The 13,070-nt window shown below is 41.9% G+C and carries 15 protein-coding genes; all 15 read left to right on the top strand.

The annotated features are described in order from the left end of the window. The first annotated feature begins 3 nt into the window (after positions 1-3). The 15 genes from ADJ77_RS10715 (at position 4) to ADJ77_RS13565 (ending at position 12,961) form a co-directional block, all read left to right on the top strand. On the top strand, positions 4-435 hold the full coding sequence (locus tag ADJ77_RS10715) for a hypothetical protein (protein ID WP_025079258.1): 432 nt from the start codon (positions 4-6) through the stop codon (positions 433-435). A gap of 195 nt (positions 436-630) precedes the next feature. Continuing rightward, a complete protein-coding gene (locus tag ADJ77_RS10710) occupies positions 631-2,676 on the top strand; it encodes an RHS repeat-associated core domain-containing protein (RefSeq protein ID WP_050696395.1) in 2,046 nt (681 codons plus the stop codon). Between the two features lie 11 nt (positions 2,677-2,687). Next, complete coding sequence (locus ADJ77_RS10705) at positions 2,688-3,128, top strand: hypothetical protein (RefSeq protein WP_154663398.1); 441 nt, start codon at positions 2,688-2,690, stop codon at positions 3,126-3,128. Positions 3,129-3,325: 197 nt separating this feature from the next. Beyond that, positions 3,326-4,471: an RHS repeat-associated core domain-containing protein gene (locus ADJ77_RS13575; protein ID WP_208595989.1), complete on the top strand. Its 1,146-nt coding sequence runs from the start codon at positions 3,326-3,328 to the stop codon at positions 4,469-4,471. A gap of 12 nt (positions 4,472-4,483) precedes the next feature. Beyond that, the gene (locus ADJ77_RS10695) at positions 4,484-4,849 is read left to right on the top strand and encodes an SMI1/KNR4 family protein (RefSeq protein WP_025079106.1); all 366 of its coding nucleotides are present in this window, start codon (positions 4,484-4,486) and stop codon (positions 4,847-4,849) included. Between the two features lie 75 nt (positions 4,850-4,924). Further along, positions 4,925-5,929, top strand: coding sequence for an RHS repeat domain-containing protein (locus tag ADJ77_RS14295; protein ID WP_025079105.1), 1,005 nt, complete (start codon positions 4,925-4,927; stop codon positions 5,927-5,929). After that, positions 5,929-6,186: a hypothetical protein gene (locus ADJ77_RS10685; protein ID WP_025079104.1), complete on the top strand. Its 258-nt coding sequence runs from the start codon at positions 5,929-5,931 to the stop codon at positions 6,184-6,186. The genes ADJ77_RS14295 and ADJ77_RS10685 overlap by 1 nt, the downstream gene beginning before the upstream one ends. 85 nt (positions 6,187-6,271) lie before the next feature. After that, positions 6,272-7,153, top strand: coding sequence for an RHS repeat domain-containing protein (locus ADJ77_RS14455; RefSeq protein WP_282958394.1), 882 nt, complete (start codon positions 6,272-6,274; stop codon positions 7,151-7,153). Positions 7,154-7,159: 6 nt separating this feature from the next. Further along, on the top strand, positions 7,160-7,873 hold the full coding sequence (locus tag ADJ77_RS10675) for a hypothetical protein (protein ID WP_025079102.1): 714 nt from the start codon (positions 7,160-7,162) through the stop codon (positions 7,871-7,873). Positions 7,874-7,877: 4 nt separating this feature from the next. After that, positions 7,878-8,240: an RHS repeat domain-containing protein gene (locus tag ADJ77_RS14290; RefSeq protein WP_234398175.1), complete on the top strand. Its 363-nt coding sequence runs from the start codon at positions 7,878-7,880 to the stop codon at positions 8,238-8,240. Between the two features lie 63 nt (positions 8,241-8,303). After that, entirely contained in the window at positions 8,304-9,086 is a 783-nt protein-coding gene (locus ADJ77_RS14450) for an RHS repeat domain-containing protein (RefSeq protein ID WP_282958393.1), read from the top strand. Between the two features lie 5 nt (positions 9,087-9,091). Then, complete coding sequence (locus tag ADJ77_RS10665; protein ID WP_025079101.1) at positions 9,092-9,511, top strand: hypothetical protein; 420 nt, start codon at positions 9,092-9,094, stop codon at positions 9,509-9,511. A 71-nt stretch (positions 9,512-9,582) separates the two neighbouring features. Next, on the top strand, positions 9,583-10,359 hold the full coding sequence (locus tag ADJ77_RS14280; protein ID WP_025079100.1) for an RHS repeat domain-containing protein: 777 nt from the start codon (positions 9,583-9,585) through the stop codon (positions 10,357-10,359). After that, on the top strand, positions 10,352-10,624 hold the full coding sequence (locus ADJ77_RS10655) for a hypothetical protein (protein ID WP_025079099.1): 273 nt from the start codon (positions 10,352-10,354) through the stop codon (positions 10,622-10,624). Before ADJ77_RS14280 ends, ADJ77_RS10655 begins: the two co-directional genes overlap by 8 nt. 1,089 nt (positions 10,625-11,713) lie before the next feature. Further along, positions 11,714-12,961, top strand: a complete 1,248-nt coding sequence (locus ADJ77_RS13565; protein ID WP_082224172.1) for an RHS repeat domain-containing protein — start codon at positions 11,714-11,716, stop codon at positions 12,959-12,961. Positions 12,962-13,070: the final 109 nt, after the last annotated feature.

Below are 13,070 nucleotides of genomic sequence, written 5' to 3'. Positions count from 1 at the left end.
ATTATGTTATCAGAAAAAATAAAGAAATATTTGGAAGAAGTTGGTCTGTATGATTTAACAGAAGACATAAGCTATCGGGAAGTTATGATTAAACTTGGGATAGATTTGGAAACACCATTTGCCCAGTTTAATCTTTATACAAATGCTATAACATTCTCTGGTAGATATAGTGATATATATAATGTGTGTTGGTTTGCTATAAACTCAACATATTTTGAGCAAATAGAAGATATGCGTTCTGCATTAAATCTACCAGAAGAGTATATACCACTTGATAGTTTTGAAGGCGAAGGAGGATTCTTTTATAATCGTTTAACTGGTGAAGTTTTAGAACTTGAGCTTGGACAAAAAACAATTGATTTCCAAAGAGGAAAGTTACACCCTCAATGGAGAGGTTTTAATGAGTTTTTAGAATGGTTTTTTGCATTAGTTTAAGTAGGGCTTAGAAAGAAGGTAAGAAAATATTTGTATGGATTTAGTTGCGTTTATATTTTCACATAGAATTCCATTCTCTCTGTACTTACCTCTGCTGGTGCAAGACAGACTTTCCGCTACGACCGTCTGAACAGGGTTACTGCCATCACCACTGGGAAGCGTACGACGAAGCTCCGCTACAACTCCTATGAGGATGTGGTCGAGGCGAGCGAGGGCTTCCACCGTGTGAAGTACAAGTATTCGCCGATGGGCGACATCCTCCAGCGTGAGGGCGAGGACGGCAGCGTGCTGCGCTTTGCCTACGACCGCATGGACCGTCTCCGTATGCTTACCAACGAGCATGGGGAGGAATATACCTTTGACCGCAACCTCCGTGGGGAGATTGTCGGTGAGACGGGCTTTGACCGTATGCACCGTTCCTATGTGCGTGACTGCTCCGGACGTGTCATCCGTGAGGACAGGGCTGGCGGCAGATGGACGGAGTATGAGTATGACCAGCGGGGACGGCTGTTGTGCAGCAGCTTCAGTGACGGTACGATGGAGGCTTTCTGCTATGATGCACTCGGCAGGCTTACCGAGGCACGCAATGCTACGGGAAGCGTTGCCATGGAGTATGACGAAGGCGGTCGTGTAATCAGGGAGTGTTTCAGTGGTGGTCTGCCTAATGACAGGGGTACGACGGTGGAGAATGTCTATGATGACCTTGGAAACCGTATAGAGACACGTACTTCACTTGGTTCTGTCGTACGGAACAGCTTTGATGAGGACGGACTTCTCAACCGTGTGACGGCAGCCGGTGGTGGCGGTGAGAGCTGGGAGGAGAAGATCGTCCGTGACAGCGAGGGGCTGAAGATAGAGAAGATATTCTCTGGTGGCATCCGTATGACACGTACCTACGATGCCTACGGTAATGTTATCTCGCAGAAGAGTCGCTCACTGCGTCAGGACGGCTACGACCGCCGCTATGCGTGGAATGCGTCGGGACGTCTGCAGAGTGTGATGGACGGAATTACGGGCGGCAAGACAGCCTATACCTATGATGCGGTTGGCAGTCTGATGAGTGCCCGCTATGAGGACGGTACGGACGACTACCGTATGCCCGATGCCGTGGGCAATGTCTTCCGTAGTCGTGACCGCAGAGACAGGGAATACGGCAAGGGCGGCAGGATTCTCCGTGACCGCCATTATGACTATCTCTATGATGTAGAGGGCAACCTCATATTGAAGACTCCACGTCGTGGACTGGCACGGCATCCGAACCACGAGGTGTCGGAGGAAAGTGGCACGCATATTGCCTGGCAGACAGGTGACTATGCCTATGAATGGTATGGTAACGGTATGCTCAGGGAGGTGCGGCTTCCCTACGGCAAGACCGTCCGCTTCGAGTATGACGCCCTTGGGCGTCGCACGGCAAAGCTCTTCAACGGTCACGTCTTCCGTTATCTCTGGGACGGCAACGTGATGGTGCAGGAGTGGCAGTATGAGGAGAAGGACCGTCCGCAGCATAGCATCGACGAGTTCGGTCGCATCCGAATGTTAGGCGATGAGCCGGTAGAGAACCTTGTCACGTGGGTATATGAGGAAGGTTCGTACGTTCCTGTGGCAAAGCTGCAGAACGGTGAACGCTATACGATTATCAGCGACTATATGGGTCGCCCCGTGGAAGCGTATGACAGCTATGGTACTGTTGTCTGGCAAGCAGACTATGACATCTATGGTGACCTTCGCAATCGTAAGGGCATCCGTGACTTCATCCCCTTCCGCCAGTTAGGACAGTATGAGGACGATGAGACACGTCTCTACTACAACAGGTTCAGATATTATGACCCACGGATTGGTAATTATATCAGTCAAGACCCGATAAGGCTGGAAGGAAATAACCCGACGCTGTATGGGTATGTTTCAGACTTAAACATAGAATTCGATGTTTATGGTTTAAGGAATACAGAATTATATTATCTAAGAGCGTCTAAAGATGGCTTTTACAATGTTTACTCAAAAGGTAGTAAAGCTCCAACAGGAAAGGTTTATTTATATAAAGATGATATCTGGAAAATTGGGGAATCATATAATCCTAAAAAAAGATATTCTCAAGTATATTTACAACGTGAGGGTGTTATTATGGATGCGAACAAGGGTATAGGCTCAAAAAAACACATTCATAAAGTCGAGACTGCTAAGATAAAAAAATACGAGAAAAGAAGGGGGGTACTTCCTCCAGGTAATAAATGTCGTCATTAAATAGAATAGATATGTTAGAATTAGGACTTACTAAAGATGCGCCAGGTGCGAAATGGTGTAAAATATGGGAAATTGAAGAAGAACTGTATGGGTATGAGGCCGAGGTTTTTCCAAAGTATAAGAATTGTTTTTCATTCAAGTTATGGTTATGTTTTCGTTGCCTTCCCAAAGAATATGGTCGAAAATCAATGAGGAGGTTTTATAAGAGTGACAATGCTTTGGGTATAGACATAGCTATCGAAGAGGAAGTTGTCAGACCTTTTATAGACGGGAAATATTATCCCCTTTCCAAGGAAAATCAACGTTTGCTAATGGGGAAAACTTTTTATAGTTTCCTGGTTGAAACATTTAAAAAGTATAAACGAAAATTAGATGGAATTCAAGATTTTGGAGAGCCATTCCTTAATGATACAAGAGAGTGGCTACGTAAACATAAATGGTTAGAAGAATAATGGTAGTTCGTTATTCTAAGTGATTTTACGTAACTTACACTTAAGCACCCCTATGAGGACGGTACGGACGACTATCGTATGCTGCAGGAAACGTCTTCCGCAGTCGTGACCGCAGGGACAGGGAATATGGCAAGGGCGGCAGGATTCTCCGTGACCGCCATTATGACTATCTCTATGATGTAGAGGGCAACCTCATATTGAAGACTCCACGTCGTGGACTGACACGGCATCCGAACCACGAGGTGTCAGAGGATAGTGGCACGCATATTGCCTGGCAGACAGGTGACTATGCCTATGAGTGGTATGGCAATGGTATGCTCAAAGAAGTGCGGATTCCCTACGGCAAGACCGTCCGCTTCGAGTATGATGCCCTTGGGCGTCGCACTGCAAAACTCTTCAACGGTCACGTCTTCCGCTACCTCTGGGATGGCAACGTGATGGTTCAGGAGTGGCAGTATGAGGAGAAGGACCGTCCGCAGCATAGCATTGACGAGTTCGGCCGCATCCGAATGTTAGGCGATGAGCCGGTAGAGAACCTTGTCACGTGGGTATATGAGGAAGGCTCATACGTGCCTGTGGCAAAGCTGCAGAACGATGAACGCTATACGATCATCAGCGACTATATGGGTCGCCCCGTGGAAGCGTATGACAGCTATGGTACTGTTGTCTGGCAGGCAGACTATGACATCTACGGCGACCTCCGAAACCGCAAGGGCATCCGTGACTTCATCCCCTTCCGCCAGTTGGGACAGTACGAAGACGATGAGACTCGTCTGTATTACAACAGGTTCAGATATTACGACCCGAGGATTGGTAACTACATAAGCCAAGACCCGATAAGGCTGGAAGGAAATAACCCGACGCTGTATGGGTATGTGGGAGATTGTAATGAATTTGTTGATATTTTAGGTTTAAAATGCAAATCGCCTAATGGTTATAAAACAGGAGATGTCGATGTTCATGGTAACTTATCTCCACAATCAAACAGAGCTCATGGTCATACGAATACTAGAGCAGATGGTTTTGTACAAAGTCATCATCCTATTCAAGACTTATGGGCGCAAAAAAATATTAATGGCTATAATAGAAATGACGCTCCTGCTACATTATTAAAGTCTGCTTCTGGTGAGCCACATGCAAAAATTAGCTCATCACAACGAACAAGAAGAGCAGGATATGGTGGTTGGAATACAACTTTGAAACAAGAGTTTAATATAAGTTATAAGGAAATGATAGACGCTGGAGTTGCACCAGAGCAAGCCAAGAAAGTGATAAAAGATTCGTATAAATATTTTGATAGCTTAAGAGGACAAAATATAGGTAATCCATTTTTTGATATATAAAAAATATAATGTATGAAAACAAAAGAAAATGAAAAAAGTATAGTTGAACTTGAGAACAGAATTAATATGAAGTTCCCAAGCTTGTATGTTAAATTTCTATCAGAGATTAACGATGGAGATGTTTTTGAAATTGAAAACACAGGAATATGTATGTATTCTTATTCTGACTTAGAGGAAAGAAATCAGACATATCAAATTTATGAATTTGAACCTAAATATTTCATGATAGGACAGGATGGTGATTTAGCTTATTTCATTAATAGAAATAATTCCAATGATAATTCTATATATTCAAATGATCTTGGAGCATTAGGGGCTTGGGGTATGAAAAAAGAAGCTGACGATATTTTTAGTTTTATAAATTTATTTAGAAGATAAAAATGTTGTTGGTGTTGCACAATATTTTTTCTTCATAAGGAATCATTAACCCCTTACTATATATTGCGGTAGAAAGTGCGGCTTCCCTACGGCAAGATCGTCCGCTTCGAGTATGACGCCCTTGGACGTCGCACGGCAAAGCTCTTCAATGGTCACGTATTCCGCTATCTCTGGGACGGGAACGTGATGGTTCAGGAGTGGCAGTATGAGGAGAAGGACCGTCCGCAGCATAGCATCGACGAGTTCGGCCGCATCCGAATGTTAGGCGATGAGCCGGTAGAGAACCTTGTCACGTGGGTATATGAGGAAGGTTCGTACGTTCCTGTGGCAAAGCTGCAGAACGGTGAACGCTACACCATCATCAGCGACTATATGGGTCGCCCAGTGGAAGCGTATGACAGCTATGGTACGGTTGTCTGGCAAGCAGACTATGACATCTATGGTGACCTTCGCAACCGCAAAGGCATCCGTGACTTCATTCCTTTCCGGCAGTTAGGACAGTATGAGGATGATGAGACTCGCCTCTATTACAACAGGTTCAGATATTATGACCCAAGGATTGGTAATTACATCAGCCAAGACCCGATAAGGCTGATGGGCAATAACCCTACGCTGTATGGGTATGTGGGGGATTTGAATAAGTGGGCTGACGTATTTGGACTAAAATGTTCTGATAATTTGAAAGGGAAGATGAAAGAGATAAAAAAACAAATACTTCCTGACCAAGTTATAGAAACCTTTAAAGATGGTAAATATAAAACATTCATAACAACTGATGATGTTATACTGTATCGGGTATATGGTGGAAAAGCTGGGCCTACAGGAGCATTTGCAACTACATCTAAGGCTTCTGATAGAATACAAGCCAAAATAGATGCTGCTCTCTTGCCACAGTGGGGTAATACTAGAGAATTTGAGGCTACAATAAAAGTTCCTAAAGGTACTATTCTTAATATTGGAAAAGTTGCTTCACAAACTACTCTTTCTGGTACTGTTCTAATAGGTAATGCAGATCAAGTTTTAATGCCTAGAAATTGGCCAAAAGATTGGATTATAGACACTAGAAATTTACCAATATAATGGAAAAAATAAAAAATAAATTAGACAAAGTAATAGTTGATTTGAAAAATAGGCAATCTATCGAGCCTAAATTAGACTTGATTATTTCAAGATTGGAAAAAACAAAGAGTTTATTGTCAGATAACATCAGAAGTTTGACGCTGAATCCAATCAATGGAATAACTAGAGCCTATTTAGATATTTTCAGCGATTATGAAGATCCTATAATCAATGATTTATATTTCTTAGAGAAAGAAATAAATGCTATCATAAAGTAATGTAACAACAAACTTGCTGTACACATAATCTTAAAGCTATTATTATATAAACAATGTCTTCCGTTATCTCTGGGACGGGAACGTGATGGTGCAGGAGTGGCAGTATGAGGAGAAGGACCGTCCGCAGCATAGCATCGACGAGTTCGTCCGCATCCGAATGCTGGACGATGAGCCGGTAGAGAACCTTGTCACGTGGGTATATGAGGAAGGCTCGTACGTTCCTGTGGCAAAGCTGCAGAACGGAGAACGCTATACGATCATCAGCGACTATATGGGTCGCCCCGTGGAAGCGTATGACAGCTATGGTGCTGTTGTCTGGCAAGCCGACTATGACATCTATGGTGACCTTCGCAACCGCAAGGGCATCCGTGACTTCATCCCCTTTCGCCAGTTAGGACAGTACGAGGACGATGAGACTCGCCTCTACTACAATAGGTTTCGATATTATGACCCGAGGATTGGTAACTACATAAGCCAAGACCCGATAAGGCTGGCGGGAAATAACCCAACGCTGTATGGGTATGTGGGGGATTTGAATAAGTATGTAGATGTTTGGGGATTATCAGATTGCAAGCTGAGTTCTGATTTTAAGAATGGAGCTTCATTTCTCATTCCTGGTGATAGTTATGAACAATTTGTTAAAAACTCATCTATGGTTGGAAGACCTGACGGACAGTTTGTTTCTCCAAGCAATCAGATAGATGATTTATTAAAGAAAGCTAATGGAGATATTTCTATAATAGAAGAAGCTTTAGGTATTCCTAAGGGTGGTTGGCAAGGAAAAGGAGGTATGTACAGAATAGATATTTCAAATCCTCAAAATTATAACTTAAGATCAGCAAGCTCGGGAATTTCTGGTGCTAATGATTTGTTTATAGCTGGAGGTAAGACCTCTGGTGGTATATCAGAAGGTATAATAGACCAGGTACCAAAGGGAAATGTAACTATAACAAGAATTATAAAGTAATTCCATATGTTAGAAAAAATTAAAGTAAATAAAAATAATTACTACAAAGTTGGCTATATCCCGTACCTCAAGCAGTATGTTTTAGCAATAACTATTACTTGGATTGCTTGGTATGAAAGGTATTATTCTATTTCGGAAGGCGAGTATAAATGGTTTGATAATGATATAGATAAATTAAATCATTTAGCGAATGAGTTGTATCACTTGGGAATATCTAGTTCTCGTTTTATTTTTTCAGAAATGAGTGCGGAGAACGATTCATCTCAGATGAAACTATTTAACAAAGTATTTCAGAAAGACATAGGGAAGAATTCCCAACGAAAAGAAGAGCTTAATTCTGAGATTATACAGATATGTCATTTAAATATGGATAATGTTATTTCTGTGAATCCTAATTTGCTATATCTCAAAGATAAAGATGGTGAGTTCATCAGATTATACAACAACGACAAAAATATAGATATTTTAGAGACTCCTGTTATAAAAGAACAACAGAAAAACATATCTGGTTCTGATGATTGTTCTGTAATTATCTTGAATGCAGAGGAAATAGGTTTTCTTCAAAATTATAGCTGGGAATATTTTGATAATAAGATAATCAAGATAAAAATTGCAACAGAGTTCTCTGACATTTTAATAGAAGCATATGATTGTGGGTTTATAATTAATATTAAATATAAAAATGGAAAGATGCAACGCATAGATACCGCAAAGTATTAAAAATATGACTAAATCTAGTTCTTGCATCCTACAGCGTTCAAGCGTACACGGCAAGGGCGGCAGGATTCTCCGTGACCGCCATTATGACTATCTCTATGACGTAGAGGGCAACCTCATATTGAAGACTCCACGCCGTGGACTGACACGGCATCAGAACCACGAGGTGTCGGAGGAAAGTGGCACGCATATTGCCTGGCAGACAGGTGACTATGCCTATGAGTGGTATGGCAACGGAATGCTCAAGGAGGTGCGGCTTCCCTACGGCAAGACCGTCCGCTTCGAGTATGATGCCCTTGGGCGTCGTACAGCAAAACCCTTCAACGGTCACGTCTTCCGCTATCTCTGGGACGGGAACGTGATGGTGTAGGAGTGGCAGTATGAGGAGAAGGACCGTCCGCAGCATAGCATTGACGAGTTTGGCCGCATCCGAATGTTAGGCGATGAGCCGGTAGAGAACCTTGTCACGTGGGTATATGAGGAAGGCTCATACGTTCCTGTGGCAAAGCTGCAGAACGGCGAACGCTATACGATCATCAGCGACTATATGGGTCGCCCCGTGGAAGCGTATGACAGCTATGGTACTGTTGTCTGGCAGGCCGATTATGACATCTACGGTGACCTCCGAAACATAAAAGGCATCCGTGATTTCATTCCCTTCCGCCAGTTAGGGCAGTACGAGGACGACGAGACTCGCCTCTACTACAACAGGTTCAGATATTACGACCCGAGGATTGGTAATTACATCAGCCAAGACCCGATAAGGCTGGCAGGAAATAACCCGACACTGTATGGGTACGTGGGGGATTTAAATATGTGGGCTGATGTATTTGGGTTGTATGACACTGTCATTTTTTCAAAAGAAAAAGTGATAAAACAAGTTACCATAAAAATGCAGGGAAGTCGTGATTGGGATTTTAGGGAAGCAAATAAAAAATCGAAAATATTAGGGAAAAGAGGAAAGGCAACAATTAATGCGCATAGAGAGGTTTATGGTGAAGTAACATGGCATCATGCTACCTATAATCCTGATGACAATACAGCTGTAATGCAGTTAGTCAAGCGGGCAGACCATGAGGCTTCTCTTCCTCATGAAGGATCTGTTAGCCAATTTGAACAAAAAACAGGTTTTAAATATGAAAGTGATGAGGCTAAAGATGCTGCTAAGAAATTAAATAGTAAAGATACAGGAATAAAAATAGAATGTAAAAGTTAAAGATTATGTTAAATAGTTGTGATATTTTATTTGATGAAGACTTATCGATGAAGTTTTTTGCTGAACATATTGGCAAGAGTATTAATATAATTCTATCTGATGGATTAGAAGCTTCTGATGAGGTCTTAACTGATGAATATAAGAAAAAGATAGCTCTGTTTATAAACGATTTTGAAATATGGTATGGTGATGTCTTTAATGCCATTAAAGATTACTTTAATAGAAAAGGAATTAGCATAACTCTGCCAGACGATGTTGAACTTATGAAAATTTTTGTTTTATTTGAACAAAATGAACAAGGACTTTTCGGACTCGGATTTAGAATAAAAGAGGAACAAGAACATGGATGTGGATTAAAAATAGAAGTTTGTGATTCAATTTATAAACTAATTGAAATTGGAGATTTTGATGTAGCTTTTTGTTAAAACGGTATGCTCAAGGAAGTGTGGATTCCTCATAGCAAGACCATAGCAATAACGAGCTTGGGGGCATCCGAATGCTGGGCGATGAGTCAGTAGAGAACCTTGTCACGTGGGTATATGAGGAAGGTTCATACGTGCCTGTGGCAAAGCTGCAGAACGGTGAACGCTATACGATCATCAGCGACTATATGGGTCGCCCCGTGGAAGCGTATGACAGCTATGGTACTGTTGTCTGGCAAGCCGACTACGACATCTACGGTGACCTCCGAAACATAAAAGGCATCCGTGACTTCATCCCCTTCCGCCAGTTAGGACAGTATGAGGACGATGAGACTCGCCTCTACTACAACAGATTCAGATATTATGACCCGAGGATTGGTAATTACATCAGCCAGGACCCGATAAGGTTGATGGGTAATAACCCTACACTGTATGGGTATATCAGAGATTCAAATCTCTGGGTGGATGTGTTTGGTTTGGAGGTCTTGTTTAGGGGAATGAAACAAAATAATAATGTCCCTTTAATAGGGAACACTGCAGACAAATTAGGTGTTAGACCAAATGTTGACATAAAAGTTGTTGATGGAAAAGTTTATCCTAATAGCGGTGGGATGTCTGTAAATACAAGTATCACTAATATTCCCCCTCATAGAAAGCCGATAGAATTTGGAGGTACACAAAAGGGTTCCTCAATGTTTCAAATAGACTCAGATAATTTAGGTGACCTCTTGATGTTTAAGCCTGATAAAAATGGTACGCATGGTGTTATAGAGCCTGCAAGATCAATGACACTGGAAGAATACCAAGAAGCATTAAATGATTTACAGAATAAATTCAAAACATATGTTTAAGATAGATAAAAAAGATGCTCGTTTAATTATTTCAGATATTAAAGATTGGCAGGCGAAATATGTAAATATCGAAAACCTTCCATTAGAGTTTTATTTGAAATATAAGAAAATATTGTCTTCTTATAAAAAAACAGGAAAGAGCAAGAAAGAAGTTTTATCATTTTTCAGCAAAATAGCAGAAGACAATCAAGATAATCGCGAATTCGTATATGAAATAGTGGATTTAATAGAGGGGTATTGTCGTCCTGATTTTAGAGTGTGGTAAAAATGAGACTATAAGGGTCATAAATCACTGAAGGCTTGTCTAATAGTAGCATATAGATTAACAACTATAGCCCCCTATCACTCTCCTTCCTTTTAAAAAGTAGACACTTACCATGCATATAGTCTCAAGGCGAAGAACCTTGTTTGCTCTCTAAGAATAAGGTACTTAGTTGAAGTCCAAGTAAGGCTTTGTTGGACGTCAATAAAGCATCTTTTGCCGTTTAAGTAAAGATTAGTTAGAATTGAGGTTACCATTAGGGGGCTTCCGCTAAATGCGTGGACACTTTTTGTATAGCTTTAATGGAAGAACCGAAAGTGTTCATTAAACAAATGAGGGTGTGTCAAAATGCAAATTAATAACTTGACAACTTTCAAACTATAGTAGGTTTTCCTAAAAGCAAAGAAAAGACCATTTCTTTACTCAAAATCGAGTACAGGAATGGTCATTTTTTATTGGATTGTTTTAAACTGTAAGATTATCAAAATGGTATTTTTATTTTGACACACCCTCATTTTATTCATCCTCCGACACCGAAAAGCTATTCTTTTTAACACATTGAAAATTTGCAGACAAGATGTTGAAAAATCATTACATAATATCGAACAAAACACCTAAAATAAAGTGGGAAAACACGTATAAAAAGCAAGTCTGCAACCAGCGGTAAATCAATTGGTTATGAAGTCGTGCAAGAAAAGGTGCTTAATTGGCTTCAAAAGGGCGTTAGTTAGACCTCAAAAGGGCATCTATTGCGAGTCAATTGGGCGTCTTTTCAAAGCCAAGAGATCATGTATTGGTTTTGGGTTATACGAAAATAGTTTACAAATAGTGGTCAGTATGGGAATAAGTTGTTTGTAGAAGACGGAAAGCCATGGTAATTATTTGCTTTTTCTGCACTTTATCTTGTAGCTTGTCCCCCCTGTAAGACTATCTGATTTTGGATAGTCATACCGTGTAAGTATATAAGCCTCTTATTCTATTTCCAATCTTTGCATTTACGGAAGAACCAGTATTAGGACGGATCTATGTTGTGATAATGTCTATTCATATTTGAAACTTTGCGTACCATAGTCAGTTGTGTGAAGCGCACTTATGCAGTATGACAATGTCGGCCGCCCTGCACATCAGCGTGTCTGTCACAATGGGCGGACGTTGCTTGGCAAGTCATACGTCTGGGGTGATAATCTCCGTCTTCTACGGACGCTTGATACAATAAACAGCAGGAGTGTCCGTTACGATTATGATGCCTTCGGTTCTCTGTCAGGGGCTGTGTATGGTGACGGCAGCCGTCAGTGGCGTAACCCGGATGCAATGGGTAACGTGTATGACAACCCCGACCGTACGGACAGAAGTTATGCCCGTGGTGGACAGCTGCGTGAGGACAGGAAGTGGCGGTATTATTATGACAGCCATGGCAACCTTGTGCTGAAGACCATGCGCAGGATGGGACCATCGCATAATGCGGAGGCGCAGGATGAGTTCCTTCAATGGCAGAGCGGCGACTATGCCTATACGTGGCAGGGAAACGGTATGCTTAGGAGTGTAACGAGGCCGGACGGAAAGACCGTTACGTTCAGGTATGACGCTTTAGGCAGACGCATTGAGAAGGTCTTTGACGGTCGTGTGTACCGCTACCTCTGGGATGGCGATGTCATCCTGCATGAGTGGGAGTATGCCGAGGCTGACCGCCCGAATACAGTTGTCACCGAGACAGGTGAGGTCACACTCGACCGACCAGAACCTGTTGAGAATCTCATCACGTGGGTTTACGACAGTGACAGCTACGTCCCTACTGCCAAGATTGTTGGTGACAGGCATTACAGCATCGTCAGTGACTACATCGGTCGTCCTGTCCAAGCATACGATGAAAAAGGTAATATCGTCTGGCAGGCTGACTATGACATCTATGGTAACGTCCGCAACCTCCACGGCAGTAGGAAGTTCATTCCTTTCCGCCAGTTAGGTCAGTACGAGGACGATGAAACAGGACTGTATTACAACAGGTTCAGATATTATGACGCGAGGATTGGTAATTATATCAACCAAGACCCTATAAGGTTAGGAGGAGGAAATCCGACGCTGTATGGGTATGTGATAGATACTAATGTCTGGATAGACGAATTTGGGTTATATTCTGATTTATTAGGAACTGGTATGGGGCATCATCTAATCCCACGATCTGTTGCAAAGAAGTTGGACCTTACCAATTTTCTCAAACAAACTCTATTGCGTGGTATCCTAATACTGCTGCGGGAACCTCAACATTACATCAAAAATTGCATGCAAAACTTATCGAAGAAGGAGTTCCATTCCATGGTTCTAAATTCTCAGGAACAGTAGAAGACTTCTTTGTAAAGGCAGAAAATGCTTATAAGGATTTTACAGAGAAAGGATTTATTAAAAAGCCTGGTACTGATGAGATTCTATATAAGGATGTGACGCCTTTAGA

This window comes from Prevotella fusca JCM 17724 (genome assembly GCF_001262015.1).
GTDB lineage: Bacteria > Bacteroidota > Bacteroidia > Bacteroidales > Bacteroidaceae > Prevotella > Prevotella fusca.
Note: the sequence above shows the minus strand (reverse complement) of the source record. Positions and strands in the feature narration are given on the sequence as shown.